Annotated in this window: 15 protein-coding genes; 9 read left to right on the top strand and 6 right to left on the bottom strand. The window is 72.5% G+C overall.

Annotated features, from left to right (window positions below; all coding sequences use genetic code 11):
• Positions 1-228: 228 nt before the first annotated feature.
• On the top strand, positions 229-1,344 hold the full coding sequence (locus EF879_RS14460) for an FG-GAP-like repeat-containing protein (RefSeq protein WP_123558822.1): 1,116 nt from the start codon (positions 229-231) through the stop codon (positions 1,342-1,344).
• 1 nt (position 1,345) lies between these two features.
• Here the strand turns inward: EF879_RS14460 and EF879_RS14455 are convergent, their stop codons facing one another.
• Positions 1,346-3,046 (bottom strand): 3-hydroxyacyl-CoA dehydrogenase family protein, encoded by a 1,701-nt coding sequence (locus EF879_RS14455; protein ID WP_255420917.1) that lies wholly within the window; start codon positions 3,044-3,046, stop codon positions 1,346-1,348.
• A gap of 252 nt (positions 3,047-3,298) precedes the next feature.
• Complete coding sequence (locus tag EF879_RS14450; RefSeq protein ID WP_123558820.1) at positions 3,299-3,856, bottom strand: FHA domain-containing protein; 558 nt, start codon at positions 3,854-3,856, stop codon at positions 3,299-3,301.
• Positions 3,857-4,052: 196 nt separating this feature from the next.
• Between EF879_RS14450 and EF879_RS14445 the strand changes: the two genes are divergently transcribed.
• Entirely contained in the window at positions 4,053-5,549 is a 1,497-nt protein-coding gene (locus EF879_RS14445; RefSeq protein ID WP_123558818.1) for an aldehyde dehydrogenase family protein, read from the top strand.
• Between the two features lie 79 nt (positions 5,550-5,628).
• Positions 5,629-6,297 (top strand): class I SAM-dependent methyltransferase, encoded by a 669-nt coding sequence (locus tag EF879_RS14440; RefSeq protein ID WP_123558816.1) that lies wholly within the window; start codon positions 5,629-5,631, stop codon positions 6,295-6,297.
• 54 nt (positions 6,298-6,351) lie between these two features.
• Here EF879_RS14440 and nucS read toward each other — a convergent pair whose 3' ends face one another.
• Positions 6,352-7,011 (bottom strand): endonuclease NucS, encoded by a 660-nt coding sequence (gene nucS / locus EF879_RS14435; protein ID WP_123558814.1) that lies wholly within the window; start codon positions 7,009-7,011, stop codon positions 6,352-6,354.
• Between the two features lie 73 nt (positions 7,012-7,084).
• Here nucS and EF879_RS14430 point away from each other — a divergent pair, with 73 nt between their 5' ends.
• From EF879_RS14430 to EF879_RS14420, 3 genes are read left to right on the top strand one after another with little or no spacing between them, the layout of a single operon-like run.
• Positions 7,085-7,711, top strand: a complete 627-nt coding sequence (locus tag EF879_RS14430) for a DUF4126 domain-containing protein (protein ID WP_123558812.1) — start codon at positions 7,085-7,087, stop codon at positions 7,709-7,711.
• Between the two features lie 4 nt (positions 7,712-7,715).
• Positions 7,716-8,567 carry an ABC transporter ATP-binding protein gene (locus EF879_RS14425; RefSeq protein WP_123558810.1) on the top strand — a complete coding sequence of 284 codons (852 nt, stop codon included), beginning with the start codon at positions 7,716-7,718 and terminating at the stop codon, positions 8,565-8,567.
• Positions 8,564-9,412: an ABC transporter permease gene (locus EF879_RS14420; protein ID WP_123558808.1), complete on the top strand. Its 849-nt coding sequence runs from the start codon at positions 8,564-8,566 to the stop codon at positions 9,410-9,412. Before EF879_RS14425 ends, EF879_RS14420 begins: the two co-directional genes overlap by 4 nt.
• A gap of 206 nt (positions 9,413-9,618) precedes the next feature.
• Here the strand turns inward: EF879_RS14420 and EF879_RS14415 are convergent, their stop codons facing one another.
• On the bottom strand, positions 9,619-10,467 hold the full coding sequence (locus tag EF879_RS14415; RefSeq protein ID WP_123558806.1) for a 3-hydroxyacyl-CoA dehydrogenase family protein: 849 nt from the start codon (positions 10,465-10,467) through the stop codon (positions 9,619-9,621).
• Between the two features lie 186 nt (positions 10,468-10,653).
• Here EF879_RS14415 and EF879_RS14410 point away from each other — a divergent pair, with 186 nt between their 5' ends.
• The gene (locus EF879_RS14410) at positions 10,654-12,129 is read left to right on the top strand and encodes a hypothetical protein (RefSeq protein ID WP_123558804.1); all 1,476 of its coding nucleotides are present in this window, start codon (positions 10,654-10,656) and stop codon (positions 12,127-12,129) included.
• A 37-nt stretch (positions 12,130-12,166) separates the two neighbouring features.
• Here the strand turns inward: EF879_RS14410 and murA are convergent, their stop codons facing one another.
• On the bottom strand, positions 12,167-13,693 hold the full coding sequence (gene murA, locus EF879_RS14405; protein WP_123558802.1) for a UDP-N-acetylglucosamine 1-carboxyvinyltransferase: 1,527 nt from the start codon (positions 13,691-13,693) through the stop codon (positions 12,167-12,169).
• Here murA and EF879_RS14400 point away from each other — a divergent pair.
• On the top strand, positions 13,692-14,264 hold the full coding sequence (locus tag EF879_RS14400) for a cob(I)yrinic acid a,c-diamide adenosyltransferase (protein WP_123558800.1): 573 nt from the start codon (positions 13,692-13,694) through the stop codon (positions 14,262-14,264). The two genes, murA and EF879_RS14400, sit on opposite strands and share 2 nt — an antisense overlap.
• Positions 14,251-14,682 carry a VOC family protein gene (locus EF879_RS14395; protein ID WP_123558798.1) on the top strand — a complete coding sequence of 144 codons (432 nt, stop codon included), beginning with the start codon at positions 14,251-14,253 and terminating at the stop codon, positions 14,680-14,682. The genes EF879_RS14400 and EF879_RS14395 overlap by 14 nt, the downstream gene beginning before the upstream one ends.
• Here the strand turns inward: EF879_RS14395 and EF879_RS14390 are convergent.
• On the bottom strand, positions 14,659-15,021 hold the full coding sequence (locus tag EF879_RS14390; protein WP_123558796.1) for a hypothetical protein: 363 nt from the start codon (positions 15,019-15,021) through the stop codon (positions 14,659-14,661). The genes EF879_RS14395 and EF879_RS14390 overlap by 24 nt on opposite strands.
• Positions 15,022-15,052: the final 31 nt, after the last annotated feature.

Below are 15,052 nucleotides of genomic sequence, written 5' to 3'. Positions count from 1 at the left end.
CGCGGGCAGCGCTGCGGAGACGCCGCCGTCCAGGATGGACGTATCGGCGACGCATCGACACCTCAGAATCGCCAACCGCCAGGGACCACCCCTCTACGGCCGTGTCGGATTACGGTCAGTAACCAACACGCCGCGCGCGGGGCGCCGTAGCGTGACCGAGGTGGTAGCGGGCCGCGGCGGAGAGCACGGACGAGTCCCGTCGCACCGCGGCGTATCGAAGGAGGAGCCATGGGCAACAGACGCGTCGTCGCGGTCGCCGCGGTCGTCGCGGCCGCGCTCGTCGTCGGAACGGCCACGCCGAGTCACCCGGCGTGGGCCGGCGGACAGGGTGAGGCGATCATCGCGGACGTCGACGGGGACGGCATCCCCGACCGCAACACGCTGCGACTGGCGCCCGGCTCGTCGTCCGTCTGCGAGGTGGTCGTGGAGGTGGGCCTGCCCGGTGGCGGATTCGGCCCCGGACAGGCCTATCCCTACCTGACGTTGCCGGTCGCCGACCGGAACTGCCCCGACATGGGGGTGGGGCTCAACCTCGACACCGACCCACCGGACGAACTGGCGGTGGCCTGGTTCGCCGGCCCCCCGCCCGGGATCGACAGCACCCTGCTGGCCCTGGACTCGTTCCAGGTTTCGGCCGGGTTCGACACGATCTTCCAGCCCAGCTACATCGGCACCGCCGACTTCAACGGGGACGGCCGGCAGGACATCTACGAGTGGACTGACCAGGGCGACGGCTTCGCCACCTACCTCAACACCGGCACCGGCGCGCTGGTCCCCGGCCCGGTGCGGTACTGCTCCGGACGCCCCGACTTCCGCCTCGCCGACGTCGACAAGGACGGGGCGATGGACGTCGTCATCGCGTACCTGGAGGGCTGCGGCGCGTACTTCAGCGGAGTGGTCGTGGTCCTGGACGACGGCACCGTGGTCGACCTGCACACTGACGTCTACGGCGACGACCTGTGGACGGTCGAGGTCCTCGACGCGAACGGCGACGGCCACCCGGACGTCCGTACCACCAGTCTGGTGACCGGTACCCAGACCCTCTTCCTCGGCACCGGCGCCGGGGGCTTTCATCCGGCGCCGACGGCGGTCCGGGACTTCGCGCGGGTCAGCGGCGTCCGGCCCAGTGTCCTCGCGGTGCTCGCCAACGACTTCGTCACCCGGGCCGCCGTCCTCACCATCGTCACCCCGCCACGGCACGGCACCGTCCGGATTACCAGCGCGCGGACGGTCGTCTACCGGCCGAACCCGTCCGCCCGCGCCACCACCGACCGGTTCGACTACCGGGTCAGCGAACAGGGCCGCACCAGCGACGCCCGGGTGACCCTGCACATCGTCCGCTGAGTCAGTGGGCGGCGGGGTGGTCGCGGAAGCCGCGGCCGCTCCGCTGCCCCAGGCAGCCGGCGGTCACCAACTGTTCCAGCAGCGGCGCCGGGGCCAGGCTGGGGTCCCGGATCTCCCGGTACAGCCCGCGCTGCACCGCCAGCGCCACGTCCAGGCCGATCCGGTCCAGCAACGCGAACGGCCCGACCGGGTAGCCGCAGCCGAGCGTCATCGCGTGGTCGATGTCGTCCACCGTCGCGTACGACTCGGCCAACATCCGCACCGCGTCGTTCAGGTACGGGAAGAGCAGCGCGTTCACGACGTACCCGGCCCGGTCGGCGCAGACGATGCCGGTCCGGCCGAGTCGGGCGACGACCGCCCGCGCCGTGGCGAGCGCCTCCGCCGAACTCCGCACGGTGCGGACGATCTCCACCAGCGGGGCGTCCGGCGCCACCGTGCCGAGATGCAGCCCGACCACGTCCGCCGGCCGTCCGGACGCCATCGCCAGGTCGATGACGGGCAGCAGGGCGGTCGTGGTGGCCAGCACCGCGCCCGGCCGGCACCGCCGGCCGAGTTCGGCGAAGATGTCCCGCTGGCCAGCCGGGTCGTCGGGCGCCGCCACCAGGACCAGGTCGGCGTCGGCGACCGCCTCCAGCGCCGGCCGCTCGTCGGTCCAGGGCGCCCGGGCCACGTCGTACCCGGCTCGGGCGCAGAGCTCGGCGAGGCGGTCGGCCGGGGCACCGGAGCCGACCACGCCGACCGTCTCCACCCGGCGGGCGCCCTCCGGCCCGGGGGACTCCGCCGCCGGCCTCCGCTCGTCCGGGACGACCCGCGACGAGCCAGGCTCCGCGTACCGGTAGAAGCCCTGGCCGGACTTGCGGCCGAGCAGTCCCGCCACCACCATCTGGCGCAGCAGCGGCGCCGGGGCGTGTCGCCGGGACCGGCCGCCACGCCGGTACATGGTCTCCAGGATCTCGTACGCCGTGTCGAGGCCGATCAGGTCCAGCAGGGCGAGGGGTCCCATCGGCAGTCCACAGCCGAGCGTCATCGCGATGTCGATCTCGTCCCGGGTGGCGTACCCGGACTCGTACATCCCGACGGCCTGGTTGAGGTAGCCGAAGAGCAGGGCGTTGGCGACGAACCCGGCCCGGTCGCCGATGGTCACCCCGACCTTGCCGAGCCGGGCGCAGAGCGCCTCGACCGCGGCGATCACCTCACGCGCGGTCACCACGGTCCGGACCACCTCGACCAGCCTCATGACCGGGGCCGGGTTGAAGAAGTGCATCCCGACGACCTGGTCCGGCCGTTCGGTGGCGACCGCGATCTCGGTGAGGCTCAGCGATGAGGTGTTGCTGGCCAGGACGGCGCCGGGCTTGCAGATCCGGTCGAGGTCGCCGAAGAGTCGCCGCTTGAGGTCGAGCCGCTCGGGTACCGCCTCGACCACCAGGTCGACGTCGGCCAGCGCCTCGAGTCCGACCGCGAACGTGATCCGACCGAGCAGGGCGTCCCGGTCCGCCTCGGCGAGCTTGCCTCGGCGAACCGCCCGGTCGGTGGAGGCGGTCAGGGCGGCCCGTCCGCGCGCCAGGGCGTCCGGGGTGATCTCGACGGCGACGACCGCGAGACCACTGCGGGCGAAGACCTCGGCGATCCCGGCGCCCATGGTGCCCAGTCCGACGACACCCACGCTCGAGATGACGTTTCCGCCGGTGAACCCGCCTGTCACTGGAGCCTCCCGCCTCGTCGGATGCCGCCTGAACGGCTACTCAGGTGCTGCCCGCGAGTCTGCCATGCCGCGCTGTCCCGGTCGTCCGCACCCGGGCGCGGTGCGCCGGCCGGCTGCCGCGATTCGCCCGCACGCTACACCGGGCGGGCCACCCGGTCGGAGCCGGTGCGGTCCCCGCCGGCCGCTCCCCCGACGGGTTCCCGCGACGCCGACGGGTTCCCGCGGCGCGGCGGCGAGGATGGTGGTTGGGGGTCAGAGGGCGAGATAGACCCAGGTGAGCGAGCCGACCAGGATCAGGCAGCCGCCGATCACCGCCAGCCTGCGGCCGGGGCGTCGGGGCGTACCGATCACCTGGGTCGGCGCGGTGAGCGCGCCACCGGGCGAGGCGGGCCCGCCCGGTGCGGCACCGGCGTCCGGCGACGCCGGTGGCCGGACCGGTTCGGGGTGAGCCGCCGGCGGCCGGTACCCGAGCGTCCCGACCGGCTCGGTCGGGGCCGATCCCGGATCGAAGAACCGCAGTTCGACGTGCCCGAGCCGGATACGGTCGCCGTCGCGCAGTACGGCCGACCCGCCGATACGCCGGTCGTTGAGCCAGGTGCCGTTCGTCGATCCGGTGTCGGCGAGCAGTGCCCGCCCACCGGTCAGCTCGACCGTGGCGTGCCGGCGGCTGACCTTGGGGTCGTCGAGCAGGACGTCGACGCCCTCCTCCCGGCCGATCCGGTGACGCCCCGGACCCAGCCGGAAGCTCGCACCCCGTAACGGCCCGTTGGTCACCGTCAGCAGCGGCATGAAGTGCAGTTCGTCGGACATGGACTCCGCCCCGATCCATCCCGTCCCGCGGCCGGCGCGTGCAACGCCGACTCGGGTCCGCTCTCCATCCGGCCGGCGCGCGCAACGCCGACTCCGCAGGTCAGCTTCCCATCCGACCGGCCCGGACTCCACGGACCGACGGGCCGAGTCGTGGCGATATCTACCGACGAGTAACGCTCCGGTCTAGACTCGCGCCATGGCGACGCTGCGCGCTCCCGGCCTACCGGTGGTCGAGGACGGCGAGCTGATCTCGACCCATCCGGCGACCGGGGCGGAGGCGGGCCGGGTCCCGGTCGCCAGTCCGGAGGACGTCGGTCGGGCGGTCGACCGTGCCCGAGCGGCGGCGACCTGGTGGGCGGGGCTGGGCTTCGCGGGTCGGCGTACCCGGCTGCTGCGCTGGCGGGCCCTGCTGGCCCGGCGGATCTCCGAGCTCGCCGACCTGGTTCACCGGGAGGGCGGCAAGCCGGTCGCCGAGGCCGTGGTGGAGATCGTGAGCGCCATCGAGCACGTCGACTGGGCGGCCCGCAACGCGAAGCGGGTGCTCGGGCCCCGTCGGGTCCGCTCCCGACTCATCCTCGTCGAGCACTCCGCCCACCTGGCGTACCAGCCGTACGGCGTGGTCGGGGTGATCGGGCCCTGGAACTACCCGGTGCTGACCCCGATCGGGTCGATCGGCTACGCCCTGGCCGCGGGGAACGCGGTGGTCTTCAAGCCGAGCGAGTACACCCCGGTCGTCGGGCAGTGGCTGGTGGACAGCTTCGCCGAGATCGTCCCCGAGCACCCCGTCCTGACCGCCGTGCACGGCCTCGGCGACGTCGGCGCCGCGCTCTGCCGGGCCGGCACCGACAAGATCGCCTTCACCGGCTCCACCGCCACCGCCACCCGGGTCATGGCCGCCTGCGCCGAGACCCTCACCCCCGTCGTCATCGAGGCGGGCGGCAAGGACGCCATGATCGTCGACGCGGACGCCGACCTCGACGCCGCCGCGGAGGCCTGTGTCTGGGGCGCCCTCACCAACGCCGGCCAGACCTGCATCGGCATCGAACGCGCCTACGTCGTCAGCGAGGTCCACGACGAGTTCCTCGCCCGGGTCGTCGACCGCGCCCGCCGCCTCACCGTCGGCGACACCGACGCTGACCTCGGCCCCATCACCATGCCCGGCCAGCTCGACGTCATCCGCCGGCACATCACCGACGCCATCGCGCGCGGCGCCCGCCCGGTCCTCGGCGGCCCTGACGCCGTCCAACCCCCCTATGTCCGGCCCACCATCCTGGTCGACGTACCCGACGACGCCGCCGCCGTTCGCGAGGAGACCTTCGGCCCCACCCTCACCGTCACCCGTGTCGCCGACGTCGAGGAAGCGCTCGCCCGGGTCAACGCCGTCCGGTACGGGCTCGGCGGATCCGTCTTCGGCCGTCGCCGCGCGATGGAGATCGCCGCCCGGATCCGGTCCGGGATGGTCGCGGTGAACTCCGCACTCACCTTCGTCGGTATGTCGACCCTGCCGTTCGGCGGAGTCGGCGCCTCCGGCTTCGGCCGCATCCACGGCGCCGACGGACTCCGCGAGTTCGCCCGGTCGAAGGCGGTGACCCGACGCCGCGGCCCCTCGCCGCTGCCAGCGATGACCTTCGACCGCACTCCCGCGCAGGTCGCGCGGATCGTGAAACTGGCACAGAAAGTGTACGGTCGGTGATATATGACTAACCGATCGTGGCGGTAAGCCGCCGTCTCGGGCATCCCTCGCCACCTCACGCATCGGTACCCTTCGGCCAATGGGGCTGCACGCGTTGCGATTCCGCCTGGTGGACAGCGAGAACTCCTGGGGGGCCCGGCGGCGACAGCGACGAGCCGGCTGGCTCGCCGAGACGTTTCCCGACCTGGCCCAGATGTCCGTCGTCGACCTCGGCGGCCGGCTGAGCACCTGGCTCCAGGCGGCCGTACGCCCGAAGCACGTCCACGTGGTGAATCTCGAGGAACCACCGGCCGACGTACCGGACTGGGCCGAGGTCGACCACGGCGACGCCTGCGCGCTTCCGAAGCGGATCGCACGTCGCCGTTACGACCTGGTCTTCTCCAACTCGGTGCTGGAGCACGTCGGCGGACACGAACGCCGGCTGCGGTTCGCCGAGACGGTGCACACCCTGGCGGACGCGCACTGGGTACAGACCCCGTACCGCTACTTCCCGATCGAACCGCACTGGCTTGCCCCGGGGATGCAGTTCACCCCGGTTCGGGTCCGGGTGGCGCTGGCCCTCCGCTGGCCCCTCGTGCACACCCGCCCGGACAGCCGGGAGACCGCGATCCAGCAGGTGCTCTGGACCGAGTTGGTCGACCGGTCCCAGATGCGTCACTACTTTCCGCACTCGGAGATCCGGACCGAGCGGCTCGCCGGTCTGATCAAGTCGCTGATCGCGGTCCGTACCGGACACTCCGGCGGCTGACCGGAGGCGCCGGCGGCCCGCCGCCCGTCGACCGCCCCGGTACGCGGCGCGCGCTCAGAACAGCGTCAGCTCGTCACGTTCGATGCCGCGCAGCCGGTCGTAGTCGAGGACGACACAGCGGATCCCCCGATCCGTGGCGAGGACCCGAGCCTGCGGCTTGATCTCCTGCGCGGCGAAGATCCCGGTCACCGGCGCGAGCAGCGGATCTCGGTTGAGCAGTTCCAGGTACCGGGTCAACTGCTCGACCCCGTCGATCTCGCCGCGCCGCTTCACCTCCACGGCGACCGTGGCGCCGGAGCCGTCCCGACAGAGCAGGTCGACCGGACCGATGGCGGTCATGTACTCGCGGCGGATCAGGGTGAAGCCCTCGCCCAGTTCGGTCGGGTTGGCGGCCAGCAGTTCCTGCAGGTGCGCCTCCACCCCGTCCTTGCGCAGTCCGGGATCGACCCCCAGCTCGTACGACATGTCCTGGAAGACTTCCTCCAGGGTGATCCGCAGCTCCTCGCCGGCCTTGTTGACCACCCGCCACACCCCGGGGGCCTCCTCCAGCCGGCACGGCGGGCTCATCCAGTTGAGCGGCTTGTACGCCCGATCGTCGGCGTGGATCGAGACCGATCCGTCGGCCTTGACCATCAGCAGCCGGGTTGCTGGCGGCAGGTGGGCCGAGAGCCGTCCGACGTAGTCCACCGAGCATCGCGCAATCACCAACCGCACCCGAGCAGGGTAGCGGAGCACCGGGCGGACGCTCGGCGGGCCGGCATGGCGAGTCGGTGCCATCCTGGATCCCGTGCTGGAAGCCCTCACTGGAACCGGTCTGGCCGCGTCCGCCGGGATGAACGCCTACATTCCGCTCCTCACCATGGGCCTGTTGGCCCGCTACACCGATCTGGTCACGCTGCCGAGCGGCTGGCAGTGGCTCAGCAACGGCTGGGTCCTGGCGATCCTGCTGGTGCTGCTCGTCATCGAGGTCGTCGCCGACAAGGTGCCGGTGGTCGACCATGTCAACGACGTGATCCAGACGGTGGTCCGGCCGACCGCCGGTGGTCTGGCCTTCGGCGCGGGAGCCGGTGCGGAGACCGTGATGGTCAGCGACCCGGGGGAGTTCTTCGGCTCCCACCAGTGGGTGCCGGTCGCTGTCGGGGTGGTGATCGCGCTCGGCGTCCACGGGGTGAAGGCGGCGGCCCGACCCGTGATCAACGCCGGTACGGCCGGCTTCGGCGCCCCGGTCGCCAGCACCGTCGAGGACGCCACCAGCGTGCTCGGCTCGCTGGTCGCGCTCCTGCTCCCGGCGCTCGTGCTGCTGTTCCTGCTCGGTTTCGCGCTCTTCGTCACCTGGGTCGTCCGGCGACGCCGTCGGCGGCGACGCGAACGGCGCGCCACGCGGGAGAAGCTTGCGCAGGCCTCGCATAGTTGACGCCATGGACGACGACCAGCTGGCGATCTCCGTTCGGGAGCTCCGCAAGGCGTACGGAGGCCGCCCGGCCGTGGACGGCATCGATCTCTCGGTGTTCCGGGGCGAGGTCTTCGCCCTGCTCGGCCCGAACGGTGCCGGCAAGACCACCACGGTGGAGATCCTGGAGGGCTACCGCCGCCGGGACGCCGGCGAGGTCAGCGTGCTGGGCGTCGACCCGGACCGGGCGGACGCGCGGTGGCGCTCGCGGGTCGGCATCGTGCTCCAGGGCACCGGCGAGTTCGACGACCTGACCGTGGCCGAGGTGGTGCACCACTTCGCGGGGTTCTATCCGGATCCGGACGACCCGGACAAGGTGATCGAGCGTGTCGGTCTCGCCGACAAGGCGCGGGCCCGGACCCACACCCTCTCGGGCGGGCAGAAGCGACGGCTCGACGTCGCGCTGGGCATCATCGGCCGACCCGAGCTGCTCTTCCTCGACGAGCCGACCACCGGCTTCGACCCCGAGGCCCGCCGCGAGTTCTGGGAGCTGATCCGGGACCTGGCCGCCGCCGGCACCACCATCGTCCTCACCACGCACTACCTGGACGAGGCCGAGGCGCTCGCCGACCGGGTCGGCGTGATCGCCCAGGGGCGGCTGGTCGAGGTCGCCACCCCGGCACGGCTCGGCAACCGGGAGGAGGCCCTGGCCACGGTCTCCTGGCGTACCCCGGGCGGGAGCGTGGAACGCGTGGAGAGCGCGACGCCGACGGCTCTGGTCACCGAGCTGGCCGCGCGATTCGGCGGCGAGGTGCCGGGGCTGACCGTGACCCGGCCGACCCTGGAAGACGTCTACCTGAGGATGATCGGGCACCGATGAGCACCGCAGCCACCACGACCACCACCAGGCCGGCCCCGAGCCCGGTCCGTCCCGTCGGCCCGCTCGCCCTGGCGCTCCGGCAGGGTCGCCTCGAGCTCCGCCAGTTCCTCCGCAGCCGGGAGTCGGTGGTCTTCACCATGCTCTTCCCGGTGGTGATGATCCTGATCTTCGCGTCGATCTTCCGGGGCGATCTCGGCGGCGGGGTCCGGTTCACCCAGTACTTCGTCACCGGGATGATCGCCACCGGCCTGATGACCGTCGGCTTTCAGAGCCTCGCCATCCAGATCCCGATCGAACGGGACCGGGGCGTGCTCAAGCGTTTCATGGGTACGCCGATGCCGCGCTGGGTCTACTTCGCCGGCAAGGTGATCATGGTTGCGGTGATCGGGGTGACCGAGACCGTACTTCTGCTCGCGGTCGCCGCCGGGCTCTTCGACCTCACGCTGCCGCAGACCGCAGACCGCTGGCTCACCCTCGGCTGGGTCTCGGTGCTCGGCATCACCGCCTGCACGCTCTGCGGGATCGCCTTCTCCTCGCTGGCCCGCAGCGGGCGCAGCGCCTCCGCGGTCGCCACCCCGATCGCCCTGGTGCTCCAGTTCATCTCCGGGGTCTTCTTCGTCTTCACCGAGCTGCCGACCTGGATGCAGCAGGTCGCCGCGATCTTCCCGCTCAAGTGGATGTGCCAGGGGCTGCGGTCGGTCTTCCTGCCCGACTCCTTCGCGGCCCAGGAACCGGCCGGTTCCTTCGAACTCGGCCGGGTCGCGCTCGTCCTCGCCGCCTGGTGTGTGATCGGCCTGGCCCTCTGCCTGACCACGTTCCGCTGGACCACCCGCCGCGACGGCTGAACCACACGGTCGTACCCCTCGGGTCGCGGGACGCCGGGCCCGCCCGCCGGCTGCCCGCGACGCCGTCCGGGTCCGTTCGTCCGGGGCGGGACCCGGTGCCCCGCCGGTCCGGGGAACGGTGGTGCCGGCGGCGGAGGCCGCCCCCGCGGCGGGCCCGTGCGGGCCCGCCGAGGAGCGCCGGCCGCCCGGGGCGCCGATCCGGCCGATCAGTACGTGTAGAAGCCCCGACCCGTCTTCCGCCCCAGGTCACCGGCGGCGACCATCCGCTGGAGCAGCTCCGGGGGAAAGAACTTCTCGTCGGCGGTCTCGGTGTAGATGTTCCGGGTCGCGTGCAGCAGGACGTCGACCCCGGTCAGGTCGGTGGTGGCCAGCGGACCCATCGCGTGCCCGAAGCCGAGCCTGCAGGCCGTGTCCAGGTCCTCCGCCGAGATCACCCCGGACTCGACGAGCCTGACCGCCTCCATCACCAGCGCGGTGATCAGCCGGGTCGTGACGAAGCCGGCGATGTCCCGGTTCACCACCACCACGGTCTTGCCGATCCCCTCCGCGAAGGCGCGGGCGGTGGCCAGCGTCTCGTCGCTGGTCTTGTAGCCGCGGACCAACTCGCAGAGCTTCATCATCGGTACCGGTGAGAAGAAGTGGGTGCCGACCACCGACTCGGGCCGCTGGGTCACCGCCGCGATCTGGGTGATCGGGATCGCCGAGGTGTTGGTGGCGAGTACGGCGCCGGGCGCGCAGATCCGGTCCAGCTCCCGGAACACCTCCTGCTTGACCTCCAGCCGCTCGAAGACCGCCTCGACCACGATGTCGGCGTCGGCCGCCGCCTCCAGCTCGGTGGTGGGGCTGATCCGGGCCAGGGTCGTCTCGACCTCCTCCGCCCCGATCACGCCCTTGGCGGCGAACTTCCCCAGCGACGTACGGATGGCGTCCAGTCCCCGGCTGGTGGCGGCGTCGTCCAGGTCCCGCAGCGTCACCTGCCATCCCGCCTGCGCCGCGACCTGGGCGATGCCCGAACCCATCAGACCGGCCCCGATGACCGCGAGTCGACCCGCCATGTGCTCACTCCTCCGGCTGGCTTGTGTCCTGCGAGCACCTTAACGGTCACTCGGTCGGGCGCTCTGCCGCCCCGAGATGGCCGAGCGAAGGTTGCCCACGTACCCACGCATAGCCGATAGTCGATGTTGGCACCGCTTGCGGGCAGCCGTCGCGGCAGGGACCCGCCGGCACCGAAGGAGGAGCCCATGGGCGCACCGGCGACCGAGGACGTCCGGCAGGGGCCGGACGAACCGGACCGCCGGACGGCAGCGCCCACACCGACCGGCCGGACCGGCGGGCGGGTGGCGGCGCTGGTGGAGTCGACGCTGATCGGGATCGGCCTGGCGCTCCTGGCGGTCACCCCGCGCCCGGCCATGATGGGCGACGGCCTCGCGCGCTACCAGGCGCTCCTCCAACTCCTCGACCAGCGGCAGTGGTCACAGGTGCCGTACTCGCTGATCGGGCCGCTCTTCGCCGCCCCGCTCGAGTGGCTCGGCCGGTGGCTCGGCGACCCGCGGCACGTGGTGGCGCAGTACAACCTCGTCCTCTTCGTGCTCGGGCTGGCCGCGCTCCACGGCCTGCTCCGCGACCGGATGGACGCCGCGCTGCTCCGCCGCTTCCTGCTGTTCCTGGTCGCGGGCAGCATGATCGCCGCGCACGTGCAGGACTTCTACGGCGAGGTCTTCACGATGGTGACCGTCGGGGTGGGACTGCTCGCCGCGACGCTGCCCGGAACGGGCCGCTGGACCCGGAGCGCCGGCTGGGTCGCGGTGGTGCTCGGGGTCGCCAACACGCCCGCGACCCTCGCGGGGCTCGGCCTCGTCGCCGGCCTCCTCTGTCTCCGGACGAGACGGTTGCGCTACCTCCTGGTGCCGCTGGCCGCCCTCGCACTGGTCATGGGCGAGGCGTGGCTCCGGTTCGACGATCCCCTGCACAGCTCCTACGCCGGCAGCAGCGGCGGCCGGACGGTCATGCCGTACTCCGGTGAGCCCGGCTTCTCCTACCCGTTTCCGCTCGGGGTCGTCGCCATCCTCTTCTCGTTCGGCAAGGGGCTGCTCTGGTTCACCCCCGGGCTCTTCCTGCCCCTACGACGACGGGTGCGGGAGGCGGAGGGTACGCCGGACCGGGCACGGCCGGTCGCGTCCGGTCCGGGAGGGTGCGCCGAACCGGTCGACGTCTGGTCGATCTGGCTGCTCTGGACGGTCTTCGTGGCCGGGCTCGTGCTGGTCTACGCCCCGTGGTGGAGCTGGTACGGCGGCCTGTACTGGGGACCGCGGTTCTTCCTCCTCGCCATCCTCCCGGCGTCCCTGGCGCTGGCCGTCTGCGTACGCGCCGAACGGGCCGGGCCGTGGGCGAACCTCGGCACCCTGGCGGCCGTCCTCCTCTCCGTCTGGGGAGCGGCGAACAGCCTGGTGTACGGACAGGTCCGGCCCCGGATCTGCTACGACAACAACTGGTACCTGGAGGCGCTCTGCCACTTCACACCGGAGTACAGCCCGTTGTGGGCACCCCTGGTCGAGACCCCGACCCTCACCGGGCTGCAGCGCGTCACCCTGGCCTGCTACGCCCTGGTGCTGCTCTGGTTCGCCGTCCCGCTGCTCGGTCGCATCGCCCGTCAGGCCGGCGCGGCGGTACGCGACCGGCATCCGGACCTTCTGGTCTGGCGCGCCTGGCGCTGGTGAGCCGGCCGGTGGCGCCGCCACCGTCGGGGCCGGCCGGTCACAGCGTGAACGCCGGCTCCTCCGGTGCGGTGTCCCGCTCCACCTCGACCCCGAGCGCCCGCAGGTCGGAGACGAAGTCGGGATAGCCACGGTCCACGTGGTGGACGTGCGAGACCTCGGTGACGCCGTCGGCGCAGAGCCCGGCGATCACCAGGCCGGCGCCGGCCCGGATGTCGGTGGCCCGTACCGGCGCACTGGACAGCCGCTCCCGGCCCCGGACCACCGCGTGGTGTCCGTCGGTCTTGATGTCCGCGCCCAGCCGAGCCATCTCGTTCACGAACATGAACCGGCCGTCGAAGATGTTCTCGGTGACCAGCGAGGCACCCTCGCTCACCGAGGCCAGGCCGATCGCCATCGGCAGCAGGTCGGTGGCGAACCCGGGGAACGGCAGGGTCACCACGTCGACCGCGGAGGGTCGACGGTCCATCTGGACCCGGAAGGTGTCCGTCCCGGTCTCCACCTGGCAGCCGGCGGAGACCAGCTTGTCGAGTGCGATCTCCAGGAAGGCCGGGCTCGCCCCGGTCACCGTCACGTCGCCCCGGGTCATCGCCGCCGCGAAGGCCCAGGTCCCGGCGACGATCCGGTCCCCGACCGTGGCATGGGTCACCGGGTGCAGCTCGGTGACGCCCTCGATCCGCAGCGTCGAGGAGCCGGCGCCCTCGATCCGGGCCCCCATCCGGTTCAGCATCGTGCAGAGGTCCACGATCTCGGGCTCGCGGGCAGCGTTGTCGATCTCGGTGTTTCCCTTGGCCAGCACCGCCGCCATCACCAGGTTCTCGGTGGCGCCGACGCTGGGGAAGTCGAGCCAGATGGTCGCACCGTGCAGTCCTCCGGGCGCCGAGGCGATGACGAAGCCGTGCTCCCCCGAGATGTCGGCGCCCATCCGGGCCAGGCCGGCCACGTGCATGTCCAGCCCTCGGGAGCCGATCGCGTCACCGCCCGGGTGCGCCACCCGAACGTAGCCACGGCGGGCCAGCAGCGGGCCAAGCACGCAGATCGAGGCGCGCAACCGACGGACCAGGTCGTAGTCCGCCTCGGTGCCCGGCGCCTCGGGAACGTCGATGACCACGGCGCAGGAGCGCGCCCCGCCGGCACCGGGCGTCCCCGTCCCGCCCGCCGCCGAACCCCCACCGGGCGCCGGTCCGGCACCGGTGGGACCGCCCGCGACGTCGCCGGCCGGAGTCACCACGTCGTCGACGAACGAGACGTCACAGCCGAGCCGGCGAAGCACCTCGCCCATGATCGCGATATCGGTGATCCGCGGCACATTGGTGATCATGCTTCGCCCGGGGGCGAGCAGGGCCGCGGCCATCAGCTTCAGAGCCGAGTTCTTCGCGCCGACGACGTGGACCTGGCCCGTCAGCCGCGCGCCCCCGCTGACCCTGATCACGTCCACGTCGCACATCGTAGATTCGTCGTCGTCCGGCGCCGTGCGGCCCCACCACCCCCGCACCGGCCCGGCCCCGGTCGCCGGGTCCGGCCGAGACGTGGCGGTCGGCGCCGATGTCCGTACGCTGTGCCTCATGGCCGTCCACCTCACGCGCATCTACACCAGGGCCGGCGACACCGGCACCACCAGGCTGGTCAACAACGAGCAGGTCGCGAAGACGGATCCGCGGATAGCCGCGTACGCCGACGTCGACGAGTGCAACGCGGCGATCGGCGTGGCACTCGCCCTCGGCCAGCTCGACGAGCGGATCCGCTCCGTCCTCGGTCGGATCCAGAACGATCTCTTCGACGTCGGGGCCGACCTCGCCAACCCCGTCGAGCCGGAGCCGGCGTACCCGCCACTGCGGGTCACCGAGGAGTACGTGCACCGCCTGGAGGGCTGGTGCGACGAGTTCAACGCGGAACTGGCCAAGCTCGACTCCTTCGTTCTGCCCGGCGGCACCCCAGGCGCGGCGCTGTTGCACGTGGCACGTACGGTCGCCCGGCGCGCGGAGCGCGCGGCCTGGGCACTCATCAGCCACGAACCGGATCGGACCAGCCCTCTTCCGGCAAAGTATCTCAACCGTCTCTCGGATCTGCTGTTCATCCTGGCAAGAACGGCAAATCCGGACGGAGATGTGGTATGGGTGCCCGGTGGGCAGCGCTGACGACAGCCCACCGGTCGGCGGGCTCCACCACGTCGAACTCTGGGTACCGGACCTGGCGCGGACCGTCCGGAGCTGGGGGTGGCTCCTCGGCGAGCTGGGCTGGACGCCGTACCAGAGCTGGCCGGCCGGACGCTCCTGGCGGCTCGGCCACACGTACCTCGTCCTGGAGGAGTCGACCGCGATGTCGTCGCGTCGATACGACCGGCTCGCCCCCGGCCTCAACCACCTGGCCCTGCACGCCGGCCCGCCCGCCACGGTGGACCGGCTGGTCGCCGACGCCGCCGCGTACGGGTGGACGCCGCTCTTCGCCGACCGTTACCCGCATGCCGGCGGGCCCGACACCTACGCCGGCTACCTGGCCGACGAGTCCGGGTTCGAGGTGGAACTCTGCGCCTCAGTCCCGCCGGTCGGCCGCTGACCGCTCCCGGGCCCGGCCGACCGGGAAGGGGCGCCGGGTCGCCGGGCCGGCAGGCCGGCGGGGTTGCCGCAGCGATGGGCCGCCACGGCGGCCCACCCGGCAGCGGGCCCGCGGGGCGGCCGGCGCCCCGGGGCGGTGACCGGACCACCGGGCGGCCCGGACCCGCGGTCGGCGGCGCCCCCAGAGCAGGACGGCCGCGGCGAGCAGGGCGCCGGCGACCGGGACGAGGACGGCGGCCAGCACCCGCGCCCCGGTGACGTGCGACACCGCGGTGGCGGAACACCGCCACCCGGACGGCAGCACGACACGGTTGCCGACGATCGCGTTGACGAATCCCACCCCTCCACGGTGCCCCCACGGCGCCGGTCGA

Origin of the sequence: Micromonospora sp. HM5-17, from assembly GCF_003762835.1 — a bacterium.
Classification (GTDB): Bacteria; Actinomycetota; Actinomycetes; order Mycobacteriales; family Micromonosporaceae; genus Plantactinospora.
Note: the sequence above shows the minus strand (reverse complement) of the source record. Positions and strands in the feature narration are given on the sequence as shown.

Coding starts and splice junctions, on each gene's coding strand:
- EF879_RS14460 (WP_123558822.1), top strand. CDS start 229: ATGGGCAACAGACGCGTCGTCGCGGTCGCCGCGGTCGTCGCGGCCGCG.
- EF879_RS14450 (WP_123558820.1), bottom strand. CDS start 3,856: ATGTCCGACGAACTGCACTTCATGCCGCTGCTGACGGTGACCAACGGG.
- EF879_RS14445 (WP_123558818.1), top strand. CDS start 4,053: ATGGCGACGCTGCGCGCTCCCGGCCTACCGGTGGTCGAGGACGGCGAG.
- EF879_RS14440 (WP_123558816.1), top strand. CDS start 5,629: ATGGGGCTGCACGCGTTGCGATTCCGCCTGGTGGACAGCGAGAACTCC.
- EF879_RS14425 (WP_123558810.1), top strand. CDS start 7,716: ATGGACGACGACCAGCTGGCGATCTCCGTTCGGGAGCTCCGCAAGGCG.
- EF879_RS14420 (WP_123558808.1), top strand. CDS start 8,564: ATGAGCACCGCAGCCACCACGACCACCACCAGGCCGGCCCCGAGCCCG.
- EF879_RS14415 (WP_123558806.1), bottom strand. CDS start 10,467: ATGGCGGGTCGACTCGCGGTCATCGGGGCCGGTCTGATGGGTTCGGGC.
- EF879_RS14410 (WP_123558804.1), top strand. CDS start 10,654: ATGGGCGCACCGGCGACCGAGGACGTCCGGCAGGGGCCGGACGAACCG.
- EF879_RS14400 (WP_123558800.1), top strand. CDS start 13,692: ATGGCCGTCCACCTCACGCGCATCTACACCAGGGCCGGCGACACCGGC.
- murA (WP_123558802.1), bottom strand. CDS start 13,693: ATGAGGCACAGCGTACGGACATCGGCGCCGACCGCCACGTCTCGGCCG.